This window comes from Micromonospora reichwaldensis (assembly GCF_031845925.1).
Taxonomy (GTDB): Bacteria; Actinomycetota; Actinomycetes; order Mycobacteriales; family Micromonosporaceae; genus Micromonospora; species Micromonospora reichwaldensis.
In genome coordinates this window covers 164727-190971 of sequence record NZ_JAVRFL010000003.1, presented here as the reverse complement: position 1 = coordinate 190971, position 26245 = coordinate 164727, and the positions used below count along the sequence as shown (strand labels likewise).

17 protein-coding genes are annotated in these 26245 nt (G+C 74.8%); 8 read left to right on the top strand and 9 right to left on the bottom strand.

Features of this window, described 5'->3' with window-relative positions; genetic code table 11:
- The first annotated feature begins 38 nt into the window (after positions 1-38).
- The 4 genes from RM555_RS03350 (at position 39) to RM555_RS03335 (ending at position 6805) form a co-directional block, all read left to right on the top strand.
- Entirely contained in the window at positions 39-275 is a 237-nt protein-coding gene (locus tag RM555_RS03350; protein WP_132240737.1) for a hypothetical protein, read from the top strand.
- Positions 276-358: 83 nt separating this feature from the next.
- Positions 359-3259, top strand: a complete 2901-nt coding sequence (locus RM555_RS03345) for an ATP-binding protein (RefSeq protein ID WP_311410386.1) — start codon at positions 359-361, stop codon at positions 3257-3259.
- A gap of 172 nt (positions 3260-3431) precedes the next feature.
- Complete coding sequence (locus tag RM555_RS03340) at positions 3432-5225, top strand: right-handed parallel beta-helix repeat-containing protein (protein WP_311410385.1); 1794 nt, start codon at positions 3432-3434, stop codon at positions 5223-5225.
- Positions 5226-5365: 140 nt separating this feature from the next.
- Positions 5366-6805 carry a nitroreductase family protein gene (locus tag RM555_RS03335; protein ID WP_311410384.1) on the top strand — a complete coding sequence of 480 codons (1440 nt, stop codon included), beginning with the start codon at positions 5366-5368 and terminating at the stop codon, positions 6803-6805.
- A 39-nt stretch (positions 6806-6844) separates the two neighbouring features.
- On the opposite strand, the gene RM555_RS03330 is transcribed toward RM555_RS03335, so the two are convergent.
- From RM555_RS03330 to RM555_RS03320, 3 genes are all read right to left on the bottom strand, one after another.
- Complete coding sequence (locus RM555_RS03330; RefSeq protein WP_311410383.1) at positions 6845-8086, bottom strand: vWA domain-containing protein; 1242 nt, start codon at positions 8084-8086, stop codon at positions 6845-6847.
- Positions 8083-9312, bottom strand: coding sequence for an AAA family ATPase (locus RM555_RS03325; RefSeq protein WP_311410382.1), 1230 nt, complete (start codon positions 9310-9312; stop codon positions 8083-8085). The genes RM555_RS03330 and RM555_RS03325 overlap by 4 nt, the downstream gene beginning before the upstream one ends.
- A 66-nt stretch (positions 9313-9378) precedes the next feature.
- Positions 9379-10785: a hypothetical protein gene (locus RM555_RS03320; protein WP_311410381.1), complete on the bottom strand. Its 1407-nt coding sequence runs from the start codon at positions 10783-10785 to the stop codon at positions 9379-9381.
- A 304-nt stretch (positions 10786-11089) separates the two neighbouring features.
- Here RM555_RS03320 and RM555_RS03315 point away from each other — a divergent pair, with 304 nt between their 5' ends.
- Positions 11090-12484 carry an N-acetylmuramoyl-L-alanine amidase gene (locus RM555_RS03315; RefSeq protein WP_311410380.1) on the top strand — a complete coding sequence of 465 codons (1395 nt, stop codon included), beginning with the start codon at positions 11090-11092 and terminating at the stop codon, positions 12482-12484.
- Positions 12485-12532: 48 nt separating this feature from the next.
- On the opposite strand, the gene RM555_RS03310 is transcribed toward RM555_RS03315, so the two are convergent.
- Positions 12533-13432, bottom strand: coding sequence for a serine hydrolase domain-containing protein (locus tag RM555_RS03310; RefSeq protein ID WP_311410379.1), 900 nt, complete (start codon positions 13430-13432; stop codon positions 12533-12535).
- Between the two features lie 114 nt (positions 13433-13546).
- On the opposite strand from RM555_RS03310, the gene RM555_RS03305 reads away from it, so the two are divergent.
- The gene (locus RM555_RS03305; protein ID WP_311410378.1) at positions 13547-15808 is read left to right on the top strand and encodes a catalase; all 2262 of its coding nucleotides are present in this window, start codon (positions 13547-13549) and stop codon (positions 15806-15808) included.
- A 113-nt stretch (positions 15809-15921) separates the two neighbouring features.
- Here the strand turns inward: RM555_RS03305 and RM555_RS03300 are convergent, their stop codons facing one another.
- The 4 genes from RM555_RS03300 to RM555_RS03285 all read right to left on the bottom strand — a co-directional run bounded on the left by RM555_RS03300 (position 15922) and on the right by RM555_RS03285 (position 22743).
- Positions 15922-16794 carry a peptidoglycan DD-metalloendopeptidase family protein gene (locus RM555_RS03300; RefSeq protein ID WP_311410377.1) on the bottom strand — a complete coding sequence of 291 codons (873 nt, stop codon included), beginning with the start codon at positions 16792-16794 and terminating at the stop codon, positions 15922-15924.
- A 133-nt stretch (positions 16795-16927) separates the two neighbouring features.
- On the bottom strand, positions 16928-17350 hold the full coding sequence (locus RM555_RS03295; protein ID WP_151453846.1) for a DUF6234 family protein: 423 nt from the start codon (positions 17348-17350) through the stop codon (positions 16928-16930).
- A 272-nt stretch (positions 17351-17622) separates the two neighbouring features.
- Positions 17623-21909: a S8 family serine peptidase gene (locus RM555_RS03290; RefSeq protein WP_311410376.1), complete on the bottom strand. Its 4287-nt coding sequence runs from the start codon at positions 21907-21909 to the stop codon at positions 17623-17625.
- 303 nt (positions 21910-22212) lie between these two features.
- On the bottom strand, positions 22213-22743 hold the full coding sequence (locus RM555_RS03285; protein ID WP_311410375.1) for a P-loop NTPase family protein: 531 nt from the start codon (positions 22741-22743) through the stop codon (positions 22213-22215).
- 336 nt (positions 22744-23079) lie between these two features.
- On the opposite strand from RM555_RS03285, the gene RM555_RS03280 reads away from it, so the two are divergent.
- Complete coding sequence (locus tag RM555_RS03280; protein ID WP_311410374.1) at positions 23080-24162, top strand: SdiA-regulated/phytase-like domain-containing protein; 1083 nt, start codon at positions 23080-23082, stop codon at positions 24160-24162.
- A 142-nt stretch (positions 24163-24304) separates the two neighbouring features.
- Here the strand turns inward: RM555_RS03280 and RM555_RS03275 are convergent, their stop codons facing one another.
- Complete coding sequence (locus RM555_RS03275) at positions 24305-25447, bottom strand: M20/M25/M40 family metallo-hydrolase (RefSeq protein WP_311410373.1); 1143 nt, start codon at positions 25445-25447, stop codon at positions 24305-24307.
- A 97-nt stretch (positions 25448-25544) separates the two neighbouring features.
- Here RM555_RS03275 and RM555_RS03270 point away from each other — a divergent pair, with 97 nt between their 5' ends.
- A complete protein-coding gene (locus RM555_RS03270) occupies positions 25545-26243 on the top strand; it encodes a GNAT family N-acetyltransferase (protein WP_311410372.1) in 699 nt (232 codons plus the stop codon).
- The last annotated feature ends 2 nt before the right edge of the window (positions 26244-26245 follow it).

Below are 26245 nucleotides of genomic sequence, written 5' to 3'. Positions count from 1 at the left end.
GAAACGACCCACGAAGTCACCAACAGGAGGAATGACAGTTGTCCGAGAACCAGCTCCCCCCGTGCCGTGTCGACGAGACCGACTCCGCGGCGCCCGTCGACGACCCGGCCGGGGCGATGTGGCTGCAGCCCGTCGTGACCTTCGGGATCCGCGCGGCGGCCCTCGCCAGCCTGGTCGTGCCCGTGGGCATGGTGATCGGCGGTCTCGTCGGTGACGCCGGCGCGGCGGCGGACGCCGCGCCTCTGACGACCTGCTGCCCCGAGAAGCCGATGTGACGACCGCACGGTAGCCGTTCGGGGGACCGGCGTCGACAGCACCGCGTTGGGCGAGGCCTGCCTCCTCGGATAGCGTGCGCAGTGTGTACCGCTCCTCGAAGTTCATCGGCAGGGACGCCGAACTGCGCGCGGTGCTGGACAGCCTCGAATCGGCGCGGGCGGGGCGGGGCGGCGCGGTCTTCGTGGTGGGCGAGAGCGGCGTCGGCAAGTCCCGCCTCGCGTCGAGGGTCGCGGAGCTGGCCACCGCGGCAGGCATGCGGGTGATGCGGGGCCGGGGCAGCACGATCGGTACCGCGGTGCCGCTGCGTCCCCTCACCGAGGCGCTGCTGTCGCTGCTGCGGTCCGGGCCGGTCGACCCCACCGTGCTCGGGCCGTACGGCCCGATCCTCGGCCGGCTCGTCCCCGACTGGGGCCGGCCGCCCGCCGACCAGGAGAACGCGTCCCTGGTGATCCTCGCCGAGGCCGTCCTCCGGCTGACCGGGGTGGCCGGCGCGGGGCGGGGTTGCCTGATGCTGCTGGACGACCTCCAGGACGCCGACACGGAGACGTTGACCGTGCTGGAGTACCTGATCGACAACCTCGCCCTGCAACCGACCCTGCTGCTGGGGGCGATCAGGGCGGAGCCCTGCGCGGCGTCGACGATCGCCCGGTCGGCCGCCCAACGCGGTCAGTGCACCCTCATCGAGCTGGGCCGGCTCGACGACGACGCGCTGCGGCAGATGGTCGGCGCCTGCCTCGACGCCGACCCGGAGCGGGTGCCGGCGGCAGCGCACGCCCTCGTCTCGACGGGCAGTGCCGGCAACCCCTTCCTGATCGAGGAACTCGTCGCCGGCATGGTCGACGGCGCGCTGCTGATCGGCGGCCCGGAGGGCTGGCGGCTGTCCGAGGAGCTGCCCGCCGCCCTGCCGGGCACCCTCGCGCGGGGCATGGCGCAGGGGGTCGAGCAGCTCGGCCCCCAGGCCCGGGAGCTGCTCTCGATGGGCGCGCTGCTGGGCCAGCGGTTCCCGCTGGCCGTGGTGCAGGCGGCCACCGGGCTGAGCGACCACGACGTGCTCGACCACCTGTGCGGCGACGTCGCCGGGCGACTGGTCACGGTGGACGACCAGCTCACCGACTGGTACGCCTTCCGGCACCGGCTGACCCGGGAGGCGCTGCTCAGCCTCCTCGGCCCCGCCGACCGCGCCCGGCTCGCCCAGCGGATGGCCGACGCGGTGGCGGCGGTCTTCCCCGGCCTGCCGGGCGAATGGTGCCAGGTCTCGGCGACCCTGCACCTGGAGGCCGACAACCCGGAGGCGGCCGGCCGGCTGTTCACCGAGGCGGGCCGGCGGGCGATCGCACAGGGCGGCGCCACCACCGCGGTCGCCCTGCTGGACCGCGCGATCGGCCTGCTCGGCGAGAACCCGGTGGCCCGGGCGGCCGCCCTCGAAGCCCTGCTGCACGCCCTGGCGGAAGCGGGACTGGTCGAGCGGGCGCTCGCCTCGGTCAGCACCCTCGACCAGATCGGTGGCGTCGATCCGCGCCGGCGGGCACAGCTGCACACCCGGCTGGCCTGGGCCGCGACGGTCGCCGGCCGCTCGGCCGAGGGGCTGGCCCAGGTGGAGCAGGCGCGCGCCCTGCTCGGCCCGGACGCCGCCGCCGAGGACACCGCGCCGGTCGACGTGGTCGCCGCCCACCTGGTGCTGGACACCGCCGGGCAGGACCAGCTCGCCACCGCCGAGGCGCTGGCCCGCCGGGCCGCCACCGTCGCCGAGACCGTCCCCCTGCCGGTGGTGGCCTGCCAGGCCTGGCAGCTGCTCGGCGCGTTGATCCGGCACCGCGATCCGGCGGAGGCGACACGCTGCCTGGAACGGGCCCTGGCGATCGCCGCGCAGCACCGGCTGCCGATCTGGGAGATCCACGCACTGATCCGGCTCGGCAACGACGACGCGCTGCGCGACGCGCGGCTGGACCGGCTCGAACAGGCCCGGGAGCGGGCCTCCCAGGCCGGCGCGGTGACGGCGCGCCAACAGGCGGAGGCCAGCCTCGCCCTGCACGCGGTGCTGCGGGGCGACTTCGACACGGCGGGTGCCCTCGTCCAGCAGGTGCTGGCCGCGACCACCCGGCTGAAGCTGCTGGAGACCACCCAGTACGTGCTGCTGGTCAGCGCCGTGCTCGCCGCGCATCAGGGGCGGCGCCGGGAGATGGAGCACGCGCTGGCCGAGTTCCGCCGGTGGAGCGGCGACCAGGCCCTGCACGCCTCCCGCGTACACGGGCTGGCGAGGGCCTTCTGCGCGCTACTGGAGGAGGACCGGCCCCGCGCCCTCGACGAACTGGCCCGCGCGTTCCAGGCCGAGGCGCAGAGCCCGACGGTCTTCCACCTCTCCGGCCGGCACGGCCTGCATCTGCTGCTCCAGGTCATGTCCGGCGAGGCCGGCTGGCCGGCGTACGAGGCGGTGCAGGGCGACTCGGCGAGCCGGCTGCGCTGGGACCTGCAGTTCGCCCTCTTCGCGAAGGCGGTGCTGCTCGGCCGGTCCGGTCGGCCGGAGGAGGCGGCGGAGGCGGCGGCGGAGGCGATGCGGGCCGGGGCGCCGTACGCGATGGGCCGGCACCTCGCGTTGCGGCTGGTGTGTGAGGCGGCCCTCGCCGACGGGTGGGGGACGCCGGTGCAGTGGCTGCGCGCCGCCGAGGAGCACTTCCACCACAGCGACGTGCCGGCCGTGGCCAGCGCCTGCCGGGCCCTGCTGCGCCAGGCGGGCGTACGCATGACGCAGCGCCGCTCCGGCGCGGGCGACATCCCCTCCGGCCTGCGGTCGGTGGGCGTGACGGTGCGGGAGTTCGAGGTGCTGCGGCTGCTGGTCGGGCGGCTGAGCAACCGGGAGATCGCCAGTCGGCTGCACCTGTCCCCGCGCACCGTGGAACGGCACGTGTCCAGCCTGCTCGGCAAGACGGGCCTGCCGAACCGGATCGCGCTGAGCGAGTACGCCGCCGAGGTGGAGAGCGGCTGAGCGGCGACGCGGTGCAACATTCCTGCAATCGACGAACGTTGACGTCGATGTCCGGGCGGCCCTAGCGTCACAGGAGGGAAAGCCCTTTCCCGCATGGATCCGGGGCCTCGCCGGACGGCGCATTGCCGCCGGCCAGCCCGGACCGCTCCCGCACCGCACCAGGAGGACCCCCGTGCGTGACAGGCTCAGACGTACCCGCGGCGCGGTCGCCGCGGTCGGCGTGTCGGCGACCGCGCTCGCCCTGGCCGCGAGCATGGTCTCGACGGCCCACGCCGCCACCCTCTTCTCCGACGACTTCGGCGACGGCGACAGCGGCGGTTGGTCGAAGTCGGGCGGAACCTGGTCGGTGACCACCGACGGTTCGCCGGTGCTCCGCCAGTCGAACACCGGCAGCGAGCTCGCCCGGATGTTCGCCGGGCAGCCGAGCTGGGCCGACTACGAGGTACGGGCCCGGGTCAAGCCGACCTCGTACGGGAGCGGCGGTCTCGTCGCCATCGCCGCCCGGGCCAGCAGCTCCACGAAGATGTACCGGCTGTCGCTGCTGGCCGACGGTCGCGCGGAACTCCAGGCCGTCAACGGCAGCGCGATCACCGTGCTCGGCTCGGCGGCCGGCGTCGGCTCCACCGGCGCGTGGCACACGCTGCGGATCGAGACCGCCGGCAGCACCGTGCGCGGATTCGTCGACGGCGTGCGGGTCGGCGACGCGAACGGCACCCTGACCGGCGCCGGTCGGATCGCGCTGGTCACCGCCCACGCTGGCGCGAGCTTCGACGACGTGGTGGTCAGCTCCGGCGGCACCGGCCCGACCACCCCGCCGACCACCGCTCCCCCGACCACGCCCCCGCCGACCACACCGCCGCCGGCCGCCGGCACCCTGGTCGTCGCCACGAACGGCGACGACGCCGCCCCGGGCACCCTGGCCGAGCCGCTGCGGACCATCCAGCGCGCCCACGACCTCGTGCAGCCCGGCGGGACCATCGCCGTGCGCGGAGGCACCTACGCGCCGGCCAGCACCATCAAGATCCTCAAGGACGGCAGCCAGTCCCAGCCGATCACCCTCACCGCCTACCAGGGCGAGCGCGTGGTCATCGACGGCGAGAACATGCCGTACACCCCCGGGGCCGTGGGATCCTCGATCCCCCGCGCCGACCGGGGCGCCCTGCACGTCGAGGGCGACTGGTGGCGGTTCGTCGGCCTGGAGATCGTCAACGGTCCGTACGGCATCTTCGGTGTGGACACCAACAACGGCCGCTACGAGCGCCTGGTGACCCGGGACAACTACGAGACCGGCCTGCACCTGCAGGGCACCTCGTCGGGCAACCACGTCGTCGACCTCGACAGCTACGGCAACCGCGACCCGCGCAAGAACGGCGAGAGCGCGGACGGCCTGGCCATCAAGGAGGGCTCCGGGACGGGCAACGTCGTCCGGGGCGCCCGGCTGTGGCGCAACGCCGACGACGGCTTCGACGCCTGGCTGTTCCTGTCGCCCGTGCTCATCGAGAACAGCGTCGCCTACGACAACGGCTACAACTACTGGGGCCTGCCCGACTACACCGGGGACGGCAACGGGTTCAAGAACGGCGGCGGCACGGATCCGCGCCCGGCGGTCGCCCACGTCACCCGCAACAGCATGGCCTGGGGCAACTCGGCCGGCGGCTTCATCGACAACGGCAACCCGGGCCCGCTGGTCTTCGAGCGCAACACCGCCTGGGACAACGGCAAGGACGGCTTCAACGTGTCGCGCTCCACCTCGGTGCTCACCCGCAACCTCGCGGTCGGCAACACCACCGACGTGTCGCTCGGCGGCTCCACCGGCTCCGGCAACTCGTGGAACCTCGGCGGGACGTGGCCGCTCGTCAGCACGGACCCGGCCACGATCACCGGCCCCCGTACGGCCGACGGCGCCATCCCCACCTCCTCGTTCCTGCGCCCGGCCAACGGCGCGGACGTCGGCGCCCGGATCTGAGCCGGACCGGCCGGGGCGGTCGGCGGTGGCTCCGCCGGCCCTCCAACCGCCCGGCGGCCCCCCGCACCGGCGCGGGAGCGTGCCGTGCGGGTCGCCCGTCGGGGCCACCGCCCGGCGCTCCGCGCTGGCAGGATGGCCGGATGGACCTCGACACCGGCGCCGGGCTGCTGCACCGGCTGACGTCCTACGAGCCGAGCCGCGAGTGGGACGTGCCCGTGGACGATCCGCGCGTCCGCCACGACCTCGTCCCGAACGACCCCGGGACCCTGCCGCCGCCCATGAAGGGCTACCCGGACGGTCCGGCCGTTCTCGCCCTGCCGCGTGACCTGCCCGACCCCGGCGTCCCCGCGACCGCCGTGCTGGCCGGCGTCGCGTCCCCCGCGCAGCCCCTCGACGCGGCGCAGCTGGGCCGCGTGCTCTTCCTCGGCGCCGGCGTCGTGCGCACCGCCGAGCGCAACGGCCGCCCCTTCCTCTACCGCGCCGCCGGCTCGGCCGGGGCGCGCTTCCCGCTGGAGGTCTACGCGAGCACCCGGGGCGTCGCGGGGGTGCCGGACGGCGTGCACTGGTACGACGCGCGGCGGCACGCGCTCGTCCAGGTGGCTCCCGCCGCGACCGGGGCGGTCACGACGCTGGTGGTCACGGGCGTGCCGTGGCGCACGGGGTGGCGCTACGCCGAGCGCGGCTGGCGACACCTCTACTGGGACGCCGGCACGCTGCTGGCCCAGCTGTCGGCGGCCGCCGACAGCGCCGGCCTGTCGCCGCGGCTGCGGTCGCTCTTCCCGGACGCCACCGTGCGCGCGCTCGTCGGCGCGGACGGGGTCCACGAGTACCCGCTGGCCCTGCTGTCGTTCGGCGACGGCGATCCGGCGATCGGGCCCACCGGGCCGGCGCTCCCCGGTGAGCTGCCCCCGGTCGAGCTGCCGCTGTGCACCGCCGCCCAGCGTGCGGGCGAGCGGGACGTGCTCGGCGCGCCCTGGCCGTCGGCGGAGCCGCTGCCGGCGTACCCGCCGTCCGACCCGCTCGACGAGGTCGTCCGCCGGCGCGGCTCGCAGCGGCGGATGGACAGGTCCCGGACACTGCCGCGCGCCCTGCTGGAATGGCCCCTGGCCGCGGCCCTGCGCGGCGTGCCGGTGCCGCACTGGGTCGCCGTGCACGGGGTCGACGGGGTGCCGCCCGGCCTCTACCGGTGGCCCGACCTGTCGACGCCGCTGCGCGCCGGTGACCTGCGCGACGAGCTGCTCCGGGTCTGCCTGGACCAGGCGCTCGCCGGCGACGCCGCCTACGTCGTCGTCGCCGCCGCGCCGCAGTCGGCCCTCGACGACCGCGGCTACCGCGACGCCCAGCTCGCCGCCGGGCTCGCCGAGGGCCGGCTGCACCTCGCGGCGTACGCCCTGGGCGCGGGCGCCTCGGGCATGACCTTCCTCGACTCGGACGTCCCAGGGCTGCTCGGCGAGCCGGACGACCTCGCGGCGCTGCTCTTCACCTGCGTGGGCGTCCCCGAGTACCGCTCGCGCGCGGGCGGGCGGCCGGGCGCCCCGGTCGAGATCCGCCCGGTCACGCCCCGCCTCGGCGGTGCGTGACGCCGCCCCGGGGAGCTGGGCCGCGCGGCCGCCGCCGGACTACCCGATGACCACCACCCGCGCCCACTCCGGTGGTGCGTCCGGCACGTACTCGGGATCGTCCTCGTTCCACGACCCGGAGTACGTGTGCCGGCGGGGAAACAGTCCGACCACCGTGCGGCAGGGCGGCTGCGCGGCCGGCCAGGGCGTCTGCCCGTCGGTCAGGACGACGACGACGTCCGGGCGGGGCCGGGTCCGCAACGCCCGGGCGAAGCCCGTACGCAGGTCCGTCCCTCCCCCGCCCACCAACGGGATCTCCTCGGCACGGCACAGCGGGTGCACGGTCCGGGCCGCCGCGTCGCAGGACAGCACGCTGACCAGGTCACGCCGGCCGCCCACGGCGCGGGAGATCGCCGCGACCTCGAGCAGCGCGCTGCCCAGTTCGGCGTCGCTGACCGACCCGGAGGTGTCGACGACCACGCATACCCGGGGTGGCATGCGCCGCAGGCTCGGCAGGACGACGCCGGGAACCCCGGCGGAGCGCCGCGCCGGCCGGCCGTACGTGTAGTCCTCACCCGCGCCCGCGCCGGAGGCCGCCGAGCGGATCGCCGCCCCCAGCAGGTCCCGCCACGGCTGGGGCGGGTGGAACGCCTCCTCCGCCCACCTCCGCCAGCCCTGCGGGACGTCCCCGGGACGCCCGGTGATGCCCTCCGCCACCCGGAACCGCACCGCGTCGCGTTCCTGCGCGCTGAGGCCCTGTGCGCCGTCCGGCCCCAGGTCCCACTCCCGCTCCGCCCCGTCGGCGCCGCTGCCGCAGTCCAGCCAGACCAGCCCCTGCGTGCGCGGCCCGAGCCGGAACTGTCGCAGGTAGTCCTCCATCAGCTCCCCCTCGGGCAGCCCCAGCGTCGCCGGGTCCACGACGCCGTCGGGCCGGGTCAACCCGTCGCCGAACACGTCGTCGTTGATCTCGCAGTCGGCGGCGATGTTCATCCGTAGCCGCTCCCCCGGCCCGGTCAGTCCCCGTTCCCGCGCGACCCGGTCGCTGCGCCCGTGGTGGTCACGGAGCAGGTGCGAGACCTCGTGCACCCACACCCCGGCGAGTTCCTCGACCGGGGTCCGGTCCACGAACACCGGGGAGACGTAGCACCGCCAGTGCCGGTCCACCGCCATCGTCGGCACCCGGCGGGACTCCACCAGGTGCAGCGCGAACAGCGCCGACGCCAGGTAGGGCCGGACCCGGACGGCGTGCAGCCGGGCGGCGAAGAGCTTCTCCCGGTCCAGCGTCCCCGGTTCCGGGCTCACCGGCCGTTCCCCGCGGCGGCGGCGAGCCGGGCCTGGTCGGCTCGCCGGGACACCGACACCGCTCCGGCGAGCCGCTCGATCGCCGCCGGCACGTCCCAGTCCTCGCGGCGCAGGGCGGCGAGCGTGCTCGCGGGAACGACCACCAGGTCCGGCGGGCCGGTTTCCAGCGCCCGGACCAGCAGCGCCCACGCGGCGTCCCAGCGCCCCCTCTCCGGGCGCCCGCGGACGGCCTCCACCACGCCGTCCAGCACGGTCTGCCGCAGATCGCCCCGCTCGGGCAGGACCGCAGCCGCCGGGTCGGCCAGCAACGTCTCGGGGTCGGGGAGGTCCATCCGGTCCATGCTGGCGAGCAGTTCCAGCCCCGGGCCGTCGCCCACCGTGCCCCGCACCAGCATCGAGAGCACCTCCCGGGAGGTGCCCGCCGCAGTCGCGAAGGCGATCAGGCGCAGGGTCATCTCCCAGCTACGGGGCGAGGGCCACGGGCCGCCCCGGCGGGTCTCGTTGCCGGGCAGCCGGTGCACGAGCGCGGGGCGGGCCGACAGCAGCCCGCACACCGCGCGCCGGGCGAAGGCGACGGCCTCCGGCAACCTCTCGGGGCACAGCCGGGGCAGCGCGGTCCGGGGCCACGTCCCGCCCAGGCCGCGCACCACGACCTCGTGGTCGTGGACCCACTGGAGATGGACGAAGCGGTTGGCCAGGGGCGGGCTCAGCTCCCAGCCGTCGGCCGCCGAGGACCGGGGGTTCGCGGCGGCCACGATCCGGATGCCGGGCGGCAGCCGCAGCGCGCCCACCCGTCGCTCGAGCACGAGGCGGAGCAGGGCGGCCTGGACGGCCGGCGGGGCGGTGGACAGCTCGTCCAGGAACAGCAGCCCGCGGCCGGCCCGGACGAGGCGTACGGCCCAGTCCGGCGGCGCCATCGGGACACCCTGCGTGGCGGGGTCGTCACCGACGATCGGCAACCCCGAGAAGTCGGACGGCTCGTGGACGCTGGCGACGACGGTCGTCAGCGGCAGGTCCAGCGCCTCGGCGAGCTGTGTCAGGGCAGCGGTCTTGCCGATCCCCGGTTCACCCCACAACAGCACGGGCAGGTCGGCGGCCACGGCCAGGGTCAGTGCCTCCAGCTGCGTGTCGGATCGGGGTTCGGTGGTGGTGTCGCGCAACAGGGAGAGCAACTCGGCGGCGACGGCGAGCTGCGGGTCGGAGGTCCGGTCGACGGCAAGGGGCATGGTGATCACCTGTGGTTTCTCGTGGTGGGGTGCAAGAGCGAGATGGTGCGGGGCCGGGGCCCTCGGTCAGCGGGCGATTCCGTGGCGCGGACGCGAGCGACGGTCGCGGGTACGGCGACGCTCGGCGGCGGCGGGGCCGGGACCGGTCCCGGCCAGTCCCGCCCGGAACAGCCCGTACGTGACCCGCCGCAGTGCGGCCGACTCGAGTTCGTTGCGCAGCGCCCCGTCGCGCACCCGCGCGTCGGGTCCGAGCAGGGCCTCGACGACGGCGAGCGCGCCGGCGGTGTCGCCGTGGTCCAGGCGGGCCCGGACCTCGGGGAGGCACTCCGGGTGGCGGTGTGCCTCGTCGATCGCCTGGAGGCAGGGCAGCGGGGTGCCGGTCAACGCGGCCAGGAGTTCCTCCCGGCGCACCTCGACCGGGTCGTGGTCGAGCGCGACGAGCGTCCCGTCGGCCAGGCCGATCCGGTGCCAGGCTCCCCGGCACCGCACCCGGCGCGGCTGTCCCGCCCGGTCCGTCGTCCGGGACGCGGTCCCCGCCGGGCCGCCGGGTGCCAGGGCCGACGCGACCAGCGGATGCAGCCGGTCGGCCCCGATCAGCCCGCTGCGGAGCAGTTCCAGGTCCGGCGACACCCAGGTCGCGGCGTCGGGCAACACCGGCGTGGACCCGTGCGTCCCGACGCGGCTTCGCATGGGCGACGACACGGTCCGCACCTCGGGCGGGCCGGGACCGTCTCCGGCCGCCACCTCCAGCATGAGGTGGCGTCGCGCCCCGACCCGTACGACGACCGGACCAGCGGCCCGTCCCTCGGCGCGCAGCAGGATGGCTGCCTCGGCGGGCCACCTCTGCACCGCCCAGCCCCACCGTCGCCCGGCCGTCCCCAGCGGTTCCGGTAGGACGGCGCAGGGTTCGTCCTCGGGCGGCCGGTCCGCCCCCGACCGGACGCGAAGCTCACCGGCCCGCCGCGCGTCCCACAGGTGGCGGTGCAGGTCGAGGCGGAACCGGCGGTCGGGGTGCGGGTGCGGATGGCGACAGGGCCCGGAACCGGAGCGGGGCCCGTCCCACAGCGCCAGGCTGAACCGCTGACCGGCGTCGGCCCAGGCCGGTGGCGTCCGGACCACGAGGTGCACGGTGTCGGCGGGGCGTCCACCCCGGTCGTAGCGGGCCAGCGCGATGGTCAGGCCGGGGCGCAGCAGCCCGTCGGGCGCGATCCTCGGCAGATGCCAGCGCAGCAGGTCGGGAGCCAGGTGGCGAAGGTCGGCGCGGAGCCGGTCGGCGAGTTCCCGACCGTGGGTACGGGCGACGGAGCGCAGGTCGACATCGGCGTCGACGCGGGCGGCGGCGCACGCCCCGGCCCAGTCCCCGACGGCCCGACGGGCGGTGGCAACCTCGATCATGGACGGCGGCACGGCGAACTCGCGCACGTGCGGCCAGAAGGACGGACGAGGGTCCGGACTCGCGGGTCGGGAGTGCATCAGCACTCACCTTGCGAGAACCGGGCCTCCGATCTGGTGAGAGAGGAAGTCGTCATCGGCGGGGAGCATACCGGTGCGGGCACCGGACCCGCCAGGCCCTACCCCGTCCCGGCCGGGGCCGCCCGCCTCCCGCCCGTCCACTCGGCGCGGTAGTTCCACCGGAGGCGCCCGGCGCACCGGCTTGAAGGTTTCCGCCACCTCACCGCACCGCCACGGAAGGCATTTACATCGCCGTCGATCGCGGTGTAGGTTACCGCCACCCGCCGATCCTCATCGACATTGGCGAATATTGTGAGGGGTGCAGATGACTGCTCGACTCGCCGCGCGACGCAGGCGTGGGCTGCTCAGCGCCATGCTGGCCGCGACCCTGGTCCTGACTGCCGAATCAGCCCTGGCCGCCGCCCCCGTGTCGGCCGCCCCGGAGGGGGCCCCACCGGCGGCCGCCCGGCTGGCCACCGCCTTCGACACCGCCGCCGGCCGGTACGACGTCCCCCGCGACCTGCTCGTCGCCCTCGGCTACGCCGAGACCCGCCTGGACGGCCACGGCGGCGCACCCAGCGCGGCGGGCGGCTACGGCATGATGCACCTGGTCAGCAACCCCAAGCTGCGCACCCTGGACGAGGCGGCCACGCTGACCGGGCTCAGCCGTGCCGCGCTGCGCGCCGACGCCGCCGCGAACATCGCCGGAGCGGCCGCCGTCCTGCGCTCCTACGCCGACCAGGCCGGCCTGAGCGCGGCCGGGCGCGACGACGTCGACGAGTGGTACGCCGCGGTGGCCCGCTACGGCGGCGCGGCCAGCCCGGCGCTCGCCCGCGTCTACGCGGACGCCGTCTACGACCTGCTCGGCACCGGCTTCGAGACCGGCCACCCCGGGGTGGCGAAGGTCCCCGGCCGCCAGGTGGCACCGGATCGGGACCTGCCGGGCGGCGAATCGGACGGGCCCGGCATCCTCAGCACCGACTACGGGCCGGCCGCGTGGGCGCCGGCGAGCACCAGCAACTACACGGTGGCCAGCCGACCCACCAGCCACTCCGTCAGGTACATCGTCATCCACGTGACGCAGGGCAGCTACGCCGGCTCGATCAGCTGGTTCCAGAACCCGGCCGCCCAGGCCAGCGCGCACTACACGTTCCGCTCCTCAGACGGGGCGGTCACCCAGTCGGTGCGGGAGAAGGACATCGCCTGGCACGCCGGCAACTGGACCTACAACACCCAGTCCATCGGCATCGAACACGAGGGGTACGTCGACAACGCGGCCTGGTTCACCGACGCGATGTACCGGGCGTCCGCGACGCTCACCCGCAGCCTCGCCAACAAGTACGGCATCCCCAAGACCCGGACGCACATCATCGGTCACCACGAGGTCCCCGGGGCCACCCACACCGACCCGGGCCCGAACTGGAACTGGTCCTACTACATGCAGCTGGTGAACCAGCAGACCGGCGTCGGCTCCGGCACGGTGAACACCGAGGGGGTGAGCCTCAACGTGCGCTCCGGGCCCGGCACCGGCTACGCCGTCGTGGGTTCCGTCGCCGACGGCGCGACCGTCAGCATCTACTGCCAGGCCGTCGGCACCACGGTGACCGGCCCCTACGGCACGAGCAACGTCTGGGACCGGATCGGCACCAACCGGTACGTCTCCGACGCGTACGTCCTGACCGGCCACGACGGCTTCATTCCCGGCGTGCCACGCTGCTGACCACCACGGCAGGTGCCGTCCGCCCGCCGGGTGGACGGCACCTGCGCGTCAGCACCGCGCGACGACGAGCTCGTGGATCGCGGTGAGCAGCTCCTCGTCGCGCTCCGCGTGCGCGGTCACCGTGACGGCGGCCCGGCGCGCGGGGCTGACCACCACGTACTGGCCGTAGCGGCCGTCCAACCGGTACGTGTCGGCCCGGTCGAGCCACACGCCCAACCCGTATCCGTGGGTGTACGGCTCGCCGTACGTGACGGCGCTCGTGTCGACCCGGTCCCCCGTCATCCGCCGCACGTACCGCGCGGGCAGCACCTGCCGGCCGTCCCACCGGCCCTCCTGCAACAGCAGCTGGCCGAACCGCGCGAGTTCCTCCGTACGCAGGAAGAGGTCGCTCTCCGCGAGCGGGTGACCCAGCGGACACGCGTGCCAGGCCGGGTTGTGCAGGTCCAGCGGCGCGAACAGGCGCGGCAGCAGGAACGAGCGCAGGTCGGCCCCGGTGACCCGGGCGATCACCCGGCCGAGGGCGTACGACCCCGAACCCGTGTACGCGAAGCGGGTCCCGGGCGCGGCGGCGAGCGGCGCGGCGACGATCTCGTGGAGCAGGTCGGCGGCGGTGATCCGCTCGTCGGCGAACCAGCGGTGGCTGGTGCCGCTGGTCATCGTCAGCACCTGCCGGAGCGTGACGGCACCGAGCCCGTCGGCGGCGATCGGCCGCAGCTCGGGCAGGTGGTCCAGGAGACGGTCGTCGAGGCTCAGCCGCCCCTCCGCCTCGGCCAGCCCCACGGCCACGGACGTGAACGTCTTGGCGACGGAGTACAGGTTCACCCGGTCGTCGGACCGGAAGCGGTGCGCCACGGGCGGGTGGCCCTCGCGGTGGACGTGGATGCCGTACGTGCCCAGGGCACGGTCGCGGTCCGCCCGCACGAAGTCGTCGAGGAGTTCGGCGCTCACGGGCGGACGATACGCGAGCCGGCGGGCCGCCGGCGCGTCCCCGTTTCCGCCGCCCGTCTCGGGGTACGGGCCAGGACGCCTGCTCAACACCGTTTTCGTGGAGGAACTCGCCAGATGGATGCCAGCAAGCCCGCCAAGGCGGTCAAGGACGTGGTGGAGGCCGCAGCCGGGAAGGTGGCCGACGCGCTGACCTCGGACGTGCCCGGCGCGCCGGGCAGCGCCCCGCCAACCGTCGAGGAGCCGACGACGCCACACGATCCGCTGCCGCCCAAGAAGGAACAGGGCGCCCCGGAGACCCGTACGCCGACCGGCGCGGCGACCGGCGCGCCGACGACGGCGAACGGTCAGCAGGGCGCCTTCCTCACGACGTCGCAGGGGGCGCGGCTGCGCGACACGGACCACTCGCTGAAGGCCGGGCCGCGCGGTCCGGTCCTGCTGCAGGACCACCACCTGCGCGAGAAGATCACCCACTTCGACCACGAGCGCATTCCCGAGCGCGTCGTGCACGCGCGTGGGGCCGGCGCGCACGGCGTCTTCGAGGCCTACGGCAAGGCCGAGGGCGTGACGAAGGCCGGCTTCCTGGCGAAGGGCAGGACGACCAACGTCTTCGTGCGGTTCTCCACCGTCCTCGGTTCGCGCGGCTCGGCCGACACGGTCCGCGACACCCGCGGCTTCGCGACGAAGTTCTACACCGACGAGGGCACCTTCGACCTGGTCGCCAACAACATGCCGGTCTTCTTCATCCAGGACGCCATCAAGTTCCCCGACATCATCCACGCCGGCAAGCCGCACCCCGACCGGGAGATCCCGCAGGCGCAGAGCGCGCACGACACCTTCTGGGACTTCGTCTCCCTGCACACCGAGGCGCAGCACCACACCATGTGGAACATGTCCGACCGGGGCATCCCGCGCTCGTACCGGATGATGGAGGGCTTCGGCGTCCACACGTTCCGGCTCGTCAACGCCGCCGGCGAGACGGCGCTGGCGAAGTTCCACTGGAAGCCCAAGCTGGGCGTGCACTCCCTGACCTGGGAGGAGGCGCAGTTGCTCGGCGGCGTGGACCCGGACTTCCACCGCCGGGACCTCTACGACGCCATCGAGGCCGGCGCCTTCCCCGAGTGGGAGCTGGGCCTCCAGGTGTTCCCCGACACCCCCGAGGAGACCTTCGCCGGGATCGACCTGCTCGACCCGACGAAGATCGTGCCGGAGGAGCTGGCGCCGGTGCAGCCGGTCGGGAAGCTGACGCTCAACCGGACGCCGACGAACTTCTTCGCCGAGACCGAACAGGTCGCCTTCCATGTCGGCCACCTGCCGCCGGGCATCGACGTCACGAACGACCCGCTGTTGCAGGGCCGGCTGTTCTCGTACGTCGACACGCAGCTCACCCGGCTGGGCGGGCCGAACTTCTCGCAGGTCCCGATCAACCGCCCGCACGCCCCGGTCAACGACATGCTGCGCGACGGCTTCCACCAGCAGGCCGTCCACGCCGGGGTCGCACCGTACCGGCCGAACTCGCTCGACGGCGGCAACCCCTTCCCGGCCGGGGACACCGACGGCGCGTTCGTCGACGTGCCGGTGACGGTGACGGAGGCGCCCAAGGTACGCGCCAACCCGGCCTCGTTCGACGACCACTACAGCCAGGTCCGCCTGTTCTGGCTGAGCATGTCGCCGGTCGAGAAGGAGCACATCGTCCGCGCCTACACCTTCGAGCTGGGCATGTGCTACCACCAGGCGATCCGGGAACGCCAGCTCCAGTGCCTCGCCAACATCGACCCGGTGCTGTGCGCGGAGGTCGCCACCGGGCTGGGTCTGCCCGCGCCGGAGCCGACCGTGCCGCTCGTCGACCCCGCGCCCAGCCCCGCGCTGTCGCAGGTGGGCAGGCAGTGGCCGGCCGACGGCCGCACCATGGGCATCGTCGTCGACCCCACCGCCGGGCTCGACGATGTCGACGAGGTACGCCGGGCGGTCTTCGCGGCCGGCATGGTGCCGCTCCTCGTCGCCCCGCACGGCGGCCTGGTGGGCGGCCTGCCCGTGCAGCGGACCTTCGCCACCGGCCGCTCGGTCGAGTTCGACGTGCTCCTGCTGGCCGGGGCGCCGGCGCCCGCGCCGGACGCGTCGCCGGCGCGCGACGCCAAGGCCGGCGCGGCGGACTCCGCCGCCGTGGATCCGCGGGTGCTGCTGCTGGTCGACGAGTGCTGGCGGCACGCCAAGGCGATCGGCGCGTGGGGCGCCGGCGTCGACGTGCTGCGGCAGGCGGGGGTCGCCGGCACGCCCGGCGTCGTCACGGGCGGCTCCGGCGCCGAGGTCCTCACCGCCGTGCAGCAGCTGCTGGCCGCCCACCGGGTGTGGGAGAGGTTCCCCGCCTCGGTCGCCTGACGCGCTCGTCCGCCGACGAGGGCCGTCCCCCGCAACACCGGGGGACGGCCCTCGTCGCGTCCGGCCCGCGCCGCGCCGCCGCCCGTGCGGCGGGTGCGGCGGGGCTGTGGCGGTCAGTCCCACCTGTCCTGGTTGAGGAAGCGGGCGAAGCCGCGCCACGAGTTGGGCCCCATCACCCCGTCGATCGGGCCGGTGTAGCCGTGGCCGGACGCGAGGCGCTGCACGGCGCGCCAGGTGTTCGGGCCGGGCTGTCCGTCGATCGGTCCGGTGTAGCCGTAGGCCCGCATGGCCCGCTGGAGGGCGGCGTAGGTGCCCGGCCCGGGCGCGCCGTCGATGGGGCCGGTGTATCCGGCGGTGAGCCGCAGCCAGTTCTGCATGCGCTGGTAGAAGATGGTGCCGGGGATGCCGTCCTGCTCGGTGGAGGTCTTGGGCAGTCGCCCGGGTGCGGGGTTCTGACCGATGTAGGCCAGCGGGTTGATGCGTACGCCGGCCGGATTGATCATGTGCCAGTGGACGTGCGGCCCGGTCGACGAGCCCGAGCCCGGCGCGCCGGCCGCGCCGCCGGAGAGGCCGACGACGGTGCCGCTGGACACGGCCGCGCCGTTGCCGAGCAGGAACTGCGACAGGTGCATGTACTGGCTGCGGTACCCGTCCGCGTGCTGGATGGTGACCGTGTGCCCACCCGTGCCGTTGTACGGGATGTTCTGGATGGTGCCCGCGCCGCAGGCGGGCAGGCGGGTGCCGACCGGCATGCCGAAGTCGACGCCGCCGAGCGAACCCCGGTTCAGGTGGTCCTGCCAGGTGCCGGTGACGGGGTAGCCGGAGAAGGGGTTGTAGATGGCGGGCGCGGCGTACGCGCGGCCGGGAACGGCCAGCCCGGCCAGGGCGCCCGCGCCGAGGGCGGCGCCGAGCAGCACCGCGCGGCGGTCGACACCGGCGACCGCCGGGCCGTCGCCGCAGCATCCGGGTTGGTCGAGATGGTCCATCGCGTGCTCCCTGCTGGATCGGTACGCCGGTCGGGCCAGTGACAATACATAGCCACGAATAAATCTGTCGACCGTCCGCTCCGCCACGGCGCCGGGCCACGGGCGACGGTCCGCAATCGCACCACCGGGTCGCTCAGCCGCCCGGGCAGCGGCTGTCACCGCCGCTGTGCTCCTGGCAGGTCGTCGGCGCCGGGAGCGGCGCGGCCGGCGGCCGGAGGGTGCGCGCGGCATCCGCGACCGCCGGCGCCAGCGCCGCCGCGGCCACGACGGCGAGGAGCAGGTAGACCAGCCCGGTGCGGCGGTACCGGCAGCCGAACGCCACCAGCGCGATGACGGCCGGCCCGCCCGCCGCCGTCGCCGCCAGCAACAGCAGCGCCCGGGCCGAGCGGCGCCCGAATTCCGCCGACCGCCCGCCACCGTTCGAGTGGTGGTCGGCCCACCCCTCCATGCCGATCGTGAACAACCACCACAGCAACGCCAGGCACGCCACCACCCAGACCACCGTCAGGAGCACGAGGGCGTAGCGGGACCGGGCGGCGGGTGTCGACGAGGTCATGCCGTACAGCGTCGCGGAGCCGGGGCCGCGGGACGTGAGCCCGGGTACTCACCGCGCGGGACTCTCGCACCCGGGCGTACGCGCGGGGGCCGGGTCGGCGATCGCCACGCGTCAGGCCGCGGCGCTCCGCGCGGGAGGGGCTCAACCGGCTCAGCCTCGACGTCGCCGCCGGGTCGCCGCCTGCGAGGACGGCGGCCCGCCGGTGCGGTCGCGACGGCGACCGCACCGGCGGGCCTGGCCACGTCACCGACGGGCCGGGTGGGGCGGTCCGCTCACCACCCGCGGCACTGGCCGGACGTCGGGCCACTGACCGTGTTGGCCACCCCGTTGTCCACCGGTGGCGGCTGGTTGCCGACGCACCGCAGCGGCCCGTCGATCCGGTTGCCCGACACCACGACCGGCGTGCCGCCGGTGCGGCTGTCGACCACGCTGACCGGACCGGTCACCCGCGTTCCGACGATCAGCACCGAACCGGTGACGCCGGTGACCGACAGCGGGCCGTCGACGGTGCTGCCCGTCAACTCCACCACCGTGGCTCCGGTGGCGGTCACCGGGCCGCTGACGCGGGCGCCGAGCGCGATCAGGCCCGCGCCCTTCGCGACGTTGACCGGCCCGAACACCGTGGCACCCGGCGCGAGGCAGGTCACCCCGCCGTTGACCGGCAGCGGACCCCGACGCTCACCGCTGACGACCTGGGCGCAGGTCTGGTCGGTGACCTCGAGCGTCACGGGCAGCGTCGACAGCCGGTTCGACGGATCGTCGCTGGTGACGCAGAGCTGGGCCCGGTACGTACCGGCGGCCAGGCCGGTGCTGTCCATCGAGAGCGTCACCTCGGTGGACGTGCCGGCGCCGGTGCCGGCCGACGTCCGCGACGCCGTCAGCCACGGCACCTCGTCGGGCGTCACGCACGGCTGCAGGTCGGGCAGCCGGACGTGGGTGATGAACCGCGCCGCGCCCTTGTCGTTCTCGACCTCGACCAGGCGGCCGGAGCGGTCGATCTCGTGGACCCCCTTGGAGCTGGTGGTCAGGATGTTGCCGTTACCGAGCGGGTGGACGCCCTGGTAACCGCTGCCGCCGGGCGGCGTGTAGACGCCGATCAGCTTGCCGTCGCGGTCCATCTCCCAGACCCCGGGGGCGGAGCCGCTGCCCCAGCTCGCCGCAAGCACGTTGCCGTTCGGCATCTCCGCGAGCTGACCGGGCCAGCTCAGCCCCTCGAAGAAGCGGGCGTTGGCCGCGGAGCCGTCCTTCTTGAAGCTGTGGATGGCGTCGCTGTCGCTGCCCGAGACGAGCATGTCGTCGCCGCGGAAGAGGATGCCCCACGGTCCCTTCAGCCCGTCGGTCCCCGGCGCGACGAACGTGCCCAGGTACTTGCCGTCGGCGTCGAACTCGACGACCGAGTTGGCGTTGCTCTGGGACGCGACCGTCACCAGCACGGTGCCGCGCGGCGAGAGCGCGATACCCCGGGTGTTGGTCATGATCTTCGGGTCGTCCACGCCGCCGGCCGGCGCGAAGATCCGCCGGAAGCTGCCGTCCAGGGCGTGTTCGGTGATCACCGAGTTGACCTGGTCGGACATGAGGAAGCCGCTGCCGTCCGGCTTGGCGATGACCTGGAACGGCGTGTAGAGGTTGCTGGTCGGGTCGAACTTGAAGTGCGGGATGAACTGCGGGTCGATCTGCTTTCCGGTCTGCGGATCGAACGCCATCACCCCACGGGTGGCGCTCGCCGAGTTCGGGATCAGCAGGACACCGTCACGCAGGAGCCGGATCCGCTCGTCGTCCGGCCCGGCGTCCGGGTCGTCCAGCCGCCAGTCCAGCACGCCGTGCCCGGCGTTGCGTACCGCGAACTTCTGGCTGGTGACCAGCCCGGCCGGCTGCCGCGCGGAGATCGACTTGGGCGCCACCTCGATCTTCGGTACCGGCACCACCGTCAGTTCCAGCGCGATCGTCGTCGTCGGCTGGTCCTGGTCGTTGCTGGCCAGGCACAGGTTCGCCGTGAACACGCCGCCGTCGTCCAGACCGGTCGAGTCGAGGGTGATCTGGATGTCCTGGCTCCTGAACGCGCCCAGGGTGCCCTGCGCCGGGGCCACCTTGACCCAGGTCGGCCAGTCGCAGTCGTCGCCGTCGCCGGTCGCCCGCCAGGTCAGCTCGGCGCCGCCGGCGTTGCCCACCTTGACGGTGTGGGTCTCGTTCTGCGCGACGTCCATGCTGGAGCTGAGCGCGGTCTTGTCGACGGTCAGGTCCGGGGCCGCGGGAAGGACGGCGACCGGGAAGTGCGCCTGGGCGATCGGCTGCCCGTCCGGCGCGTGCCGGGCGTCGGTGGTCAGGTCGATCGCGCCGAAGAGCCAGTTCTTGCGGGGGGTCCCGGTGACGTCCAGGGTGATGGTCAGCTCCTGGCTGGCGCCGGGCGCCAGGGTGAACTGCGTCGGCGCGACCGTGATCCGCGCGCCGGCCGGGGCCTGCGGCGTGACCTGGTAGGTCGCGGCCACCTTGGCCACGCTGGACACCGTCCGGGTGAAGGTGCAGACCTTGAGGCAGTGGTGCTCCACCACGGCCGGCAGGTTCAGCGTCTGCGGGTCACCACCGGCATCGGGGTTGGCCGCGACGAAGTTCGCCGCGGTCTCGTCGAGCACGATGCCGGTCCGGGCGGCCTGGGCCAGGTTGATCCGGCCGGAGCCCACGTCGAACGCGTCGGCCGGCGTGCGGCCGTCCTCCTTGACGACCCCGTCGCGGTCCGCGGTGACCGCCAGCGCGGAGCGGATCCGCGTCGGCGACCAGTCGGGGTGCAGCGCCGCCAGCAGCGCGCCGGCACCGGCGACGTGCGGCGACGACATCGACGTGCCCTGCATGAAGGCGTACGGGGCCGGGTTGTCCTTCGTCGCCATGGTGGCGGCGAGGATGTTGCGGCCCGGGGCGGCCACGGTGGGCGCGAGCATGTCGAACTTGCTGGGTCCGCGCGAGCTGAAGTCGGCCACGACGTCGGTCCAGTCGCCGTCGCGCAGCACCTCGCTGCCGGGGTCGACGCGCACGGTGACGGGGCCGTCGGTGGCCGCCGCGTGCTCGCGCAGCCGCTGCCCGTCGGCGAGGGAGACCATCACGGCGGGGATGGTGGTCCCGGCGAGCGCGCCCATCGTGATCGGCGGGCCGCTGTACTGGTTGTGCACGACCACGCCGGTCGCGCCGGCGGCGGTGGCGTTCTTGACCTTCACGGAGAAGTCGCAGCCGCCCCGGGGCAGCAGGGCGACCCTGCCGCTGAACGCCGCCGCCGGGAACGGAAGGCAGGCCTGCACGTTGTCCGCGTCGACGGCGCCGGAGTACCGGATCGCACCCTCGATGGGCGGGTTCGGCGAACCTTCCCCGATCACGGCGGCGATGCCGGTGAGCGCGGCCGGGACGGGCGTCGGGCCGGTCACGTCGAGCCGGTGGGCGATGACCCGCTCGTGGCTGACCGCGGCGACGGACATGTTCCACGGCGCGGTCTTCGCGACGGTGCTGGGGCCCGGGCCGTTGTTGCCGGCGGAGGCGGCGACGAAGATGCCGGCCGAGTACGCCTCCAGGAACGCCTGGTCGACGAGGTCCTTCCAGGGGTCGTCGCGACCGGAGATCGAGTAGTTGAGGACGTCCACGCCGTCGGCGATCGCCTGGTCCACCGCCGCGATCGTCGCCGAGGAGAGGCAGCCGAGCGCCATGCAGACCTTGTAGGAGATGACGTTGGCCCGCGGCGCGACCCCGGAGACGGTGAGCTTGTGCGTGCTGGTGCCGACGGTCATGGTCGCCTCGTGCCGGTTGCCGGCGGCGGTCGAGGCGGTGTGGCTGCCGTGGCCGTTGTCGTCCCGGGCGTCGGTGCCGACCATCGACCAGGCGCCGATCAGCTTGTCGTTGCAGATCGCCTTGTGCTGGGGGTGGCTCGGGGCGCAGACGCCGACGTACCTGCCCGCGCCGTACGGGTTGGTGTGCCGGAAGCCGTCACCGTCCACGGCCGCGAACGACGGGTGGTCGGGGTTGATGCCGGAATCCAGGATCCCGACGATGGCGCCCTCGCCACGGGTCCCGACGTTCTCCGCCGTCCGGCCCTCCCACACCGCGGGCGACTGGATCAGCGCGTTGCTGGTGTCGGTCGTCAGCTCCAGGATCTCGTCGGGTACGACCGCCCTGACCCCCGGCAGGCCGGACAGCTGCGCCGCCTCGTCCGCGCTGAGCGCCACCGCCAGTCCGTTGACCACGTTCCGGTAGGTGTGGGCGACCCGCACGGAGCGCCCCAGGACGGCCTCCATCTCGTCCACCACGGTGTCCTGCCGCTGCGCCAGTTCCCTGGCGTAGGGGGTGCTCGCCGCGGACCGGGCGTCGATCCTGCCGGCGCGCGCCCCGGTGCCCCGAGTGGCGGCCATCAACGACGGCTTGTCCAACTGCACCAGCCAGAGCCCGCTCTTGGGCTGCGGCAGGCCGGACGCCGGGCGGGGCGGCGCCTCGGGTGCCTGCCGGGTGGCCGCCAGCGGCGCGCTGGAGGGCGCCGCGGCAGCGGACACGGGGGCCGCGGCGAGCAGCATGGTGCTCGCCGCCACCGCCGCGACCAGACGGGCCGGTGTTCGCCGTCGGGAGGGGAACGTTCTTCGGGAGGGGTGCTGTGCCACGGTGAGCTCCTAAGTCACTGAGCGGCGCGATCGGTGCTGTCTCGCTGCCTGGCCAGAGCCGGGGAGTGCTCGGTGCGGCTGGGTGCGATCGTGTGAAACCTAGGTGATCACCGAGGCCGGGGCAATGGCGTCCGTCCATCCGTGCGCCGCACCGGGCACGACGACGCCGACGCCGCGGTCAGCCGGAGTCCCCCACCGGTGGGCCGGTCGTGCCGGGCTCGCCGGGGCGGATCCTCATCGTCGGGTGAGTTCGGACAGCCAGCGCTCCAGGGCCGCCGGGGAGCGGAACAGCAGCACCGGTGGCCCGGCCGGATCGGCCTGCCAGGCGCGCATCCGCCGCCGGGCCCGGCCGAACGCGGTGACGTGCCACACCAGGATCGACTCCCGGGACAGCACGCTGCGCAGCGACTCGCGGTTGCCGTTACAGATCTCCTCGCCGCTGACCAGCCGGCGGACGGTACGCCGCAGCAGCCGCCAGAAGGAGAGCCAGCGTGGATAGTCCAGGCCGACGACCAGGTCGGCGCGCGCCAGCACCACGTCGCGCCACCCGTGGTACGCCCCGTCGAGGATCCAGCGGTCGCGGCGGCAGACCGCCTCGATCCGGCTGCGCTGCTCCGCGACCGGCACCTCCACCCAGCCCGGCTGCCACAGCAGGTCGTCGACCGGGTGCCACGGTGACCCGAGCAGCTCGGCCAGCCGCGCCGCCAGCGTGGACTTGCCGGCGCCGTACACCCCGTAGACGAGGATGCGGGCCGGTGCGGTCATCGCGGCAGCGTACGCGGCAGGTGCCGGGCGGGTCCCGGCCCGGTGCCGGCCCCTCCGGGCGGGTGCGGGCGGACGGCGGCGCCATCGGTTCCGGTCGCGGCGGCGGCGGGCCGGCACGGCGGGCCGTGACCGGGGCCGCGCCTTCGGGTCATACACTCGTCCCCTGGTCACGCGCCCGGACGCCGCCCACGCCGGGGCCGGCAACGCACCGGAGCCGGACGGACGACAGCCGGTCACGGCACCCGGCGTGGCGCCCGGGCCGGCAGGGGTGGACCGCCGGTCCGCGAACCGCGCCGGTCCGCCGGACGGGGCGGACCGGCACTGAAGGGACTGCGGGTGAGGCGACGAGGCAACGGGACCCGGCGGCTACGGGTCGCGGCGGGGACGGTCGTCGTCCTCGCCGTCGCGACGGCCCCCGGTGCGGCCGTGGCCGACCCGACACCCGCTGCGGCCCCCGGGACGCCGGTGTGCGAGGTGCGTGGCGGCCGGCTGAGCGAGATCTCCGGCATGGCCGCGACGGACGGCGGCTTCGTCATGATCAACGACGGCGCGGACGACGAGGCCCGCCGCCGCATCTTCTTCCTGGACGACCGGTGCGCCGTCGTGCGGACCGTGTCCTATCCGTCCCGGCCGCGCGACACCGAGGACCTCGCCGTCGGGGCCGACGGCACGGTCTGGGTGGCCGACATCGGGGACAACGACCGGTCCCGGCAGACGATCGCGGTGTGGAAGCTGCCGCCGGGGGCCGACCGGCCGGTCCTGTACCGCATGGCCTATCCGGACGGCCCGCACGACGCGGAGGCCCTGCTCGTGACGGGCGACGACCGGCCGGTGGTCGTCTCCAAGTACTCGGCCAACCTGTACGCCCCGAGCGCCGCCCCGCGTCCGGGTGCGACGACACCACTGGTGAAGGTGGGACAGGTCCGGCTGCCGGCCTCCACGACGAGCAACCCGTTCGGGGCGCTCGGTCGCACGGCGGTCACCGGCGCCGCCACCGCACCGGACGGGCGCCGGATCGTCCTGCGCACCTACGCGGACGCGTACGAGTTCGACGTGACCGACGGCGACGTGGTCACCGCGTTGACCGGCGGGACGCCACGGATCGTCGCGCTGCCGGACGAACCGCAGGGCGAGTCGGTCACCTACAGCCGCGACGGGCGCTCCCTGCTCACCGTGTCCGAGACCGCCGACCAGCCGCCGGGGACGATGCCCGTGGTCCGGCGCTACCCGCTGCCGGCGGCCGTCGGGTCCCCCGCGCCGCCCACCACGCCCGGGTCGACGGCCCGCGCCGCCGGCGACGGGACCGGCCGCGCCGGCGCCGTGGGGACCTACCTCGTGGCGGCCGGAGCGCTCGGACTGGTGCTGATCGCCGTGGGCCTGGTCGCGCTGATCCGCACGCGGCGCGCCGGATCGCGCTGACCCGCGACGCGGTACGCCGGGTCGCGCCGATCCGCCGCGCGGCGTGCCAGGTCCCGCCACGCGGTACGCCGGGCCGCGCCGACCTGCGCGCGGCGGCCCGAACCGGGCCAGCCGTCCCGGCTGCCGGGGGCTCGTGCCCGGGTCAGGCGCCGTCCCCACGGGACGCGGCCTCGGTGTGGAGGCCGGTGAACAGCGCTGCCAGCAGGTCGCTGCGCGCGTCGATGCCGGCCGCCGAGACCCACTCCTGCCGGGCGTGTGCGCCACCACCGGGCGGGGCGAGCCCGTCGACGGTGGGGCGGCCGAGCGCACCCGTCGTGTTGGTGTCGGCGGCGCCGTCCGCCGGTCGACCGGCGAGGCGTTGACCGAGGTCGGCGGCGACGCCCACGATCCGGTCGAGCAGATGCGCCCCCGCCTCGTCCGGCCGCCAGGTGGGCCGGTGCGAGAGCAGCCGGGCGTCGAGCCGGGCGCGGTCGCGTACCGGGTGCAGCGACCGCAGGCCGGCGAGGACGGCGTCCTCGTCGTCCGGGTCGGTGAAGCGCAGTCCCAGCTCGACGTGGGCCGCGCCGGCCACCACGTTGGTCCGCCCCCCGCCGGCGATGGTGCCGGTGTTGAGCAGGACCGGCCGACCCCGCACGAGTGCGCGGAGCCGCACGAGCTGGTCGACGAGCTCGTCGATGGCGTTGACGCCGGCGTCCGGGTCGAGCGCGGCGTGCGCCTCGACCCCGGTGACCTCGATGCGGACCCGGGTGCTGCCGCGCCGGCCGGTCTTGAGGTCGCCGCCGGGGTGCGGCGGTTCCAGGCCGAGCACCGCGCGGGCCCGGGCCGCCTCGGCCCGGACCAGCCCGGTGGCGGTGGGCGAGCCGATCTCCTCGTCGGCGACGACGAGGACCCTGATCTCGGGGTGCGGGGCGCCCTGCCGCTCGACGCGTGCCGCCGCCGCGAGCAGGGCGACGATCCCGGCCTTGGTGTCGTAGACGCCGGGGCCGCGGACGACGTCCCCCTCGACGGACCACGGCATGCCGGACAGCGTGCCGACCGGCCAGACGGTGTCGTAGTGGGTCAGCAGCAGCACCGGATCGCCCGGGACCCCTCGCGCCGGGAGGGTCCAGACCAGATGGTCGCCGCTCGGGTGCGACTCCCGGGCGGTGTCGAAGCCGGCGCGGGCGGCGTCGGCGTCGAGCACGTCGGCCAGCGCGGCCAGCGCCCGCCGGTCACCGGTCGGCGACTCGTGCAGCGTGTAGCGGTGCAGCGCGTCGAGCGCGGCACTGGGTCCGAAGGACGACATATGCGGACCATATGTTTCGCTCGAACGCCTTGTCAACGGGCGCGATCAACGGCAGCATGGAAAACATACGATCGCTATCATTGCAAGGGAGTGGCTGATGACCGCTGACACGCAAGGGATCGTGGCGCGTAACCTCGCCGGGCTCGCCGAGTGGACGGCGGCGTCGGCGCTCTACCGGAGCGTCTTCGGTTACGAGGGCCCCGAGCACGCCGTCAGCCCCCGCCTCCTGGCCGCGCTGCGCGAGAACGCGGGGACCGCGGTCGGCGCGTTCGACGAGGACGGCACCCTCGTCGGCTTCTGCTACGGCTTCACCGGCGTCGAGCACGGCGAGCTCTACCACTACTCGCAGGCGGCCGTCGTCGACGCGCGGGCACAGGGGCGCGGCGTCGGCCGCCTGCTCAAGCACGCCCAGGCCGAGGCCGCACGACGCGCGGGCGTGCACACGATGCGGTGGACCTTCGACCCGTACGCGCTGCGCAACGTCCACTTCAACCTGAACGTGCTGGGCGCCGTCGGGATCCGCTTCCTGCCCGACTTCTACGACGACGGCGACAGCGACCGGGTCCTGGTCCGGTGGGACCTCGACCGTCCCGGGGGCAGCACCTGGCCGCCGGGGCACGGGCACGCGGCCGTGGACTCGCCCGCCGACGACCGTACCGCCGCACGGGGGCCCGACGACCGGGCGCGGCTGCGCCTGGAGCTGGCCGGCCGGTTCGCCGCGGGCGGGCGGCTCGTCGGCGTCGCGCGGCGGGCGGACACCCCCGGCCGCGTCAGCTACCTGTTCGCCCAGGATTGAGG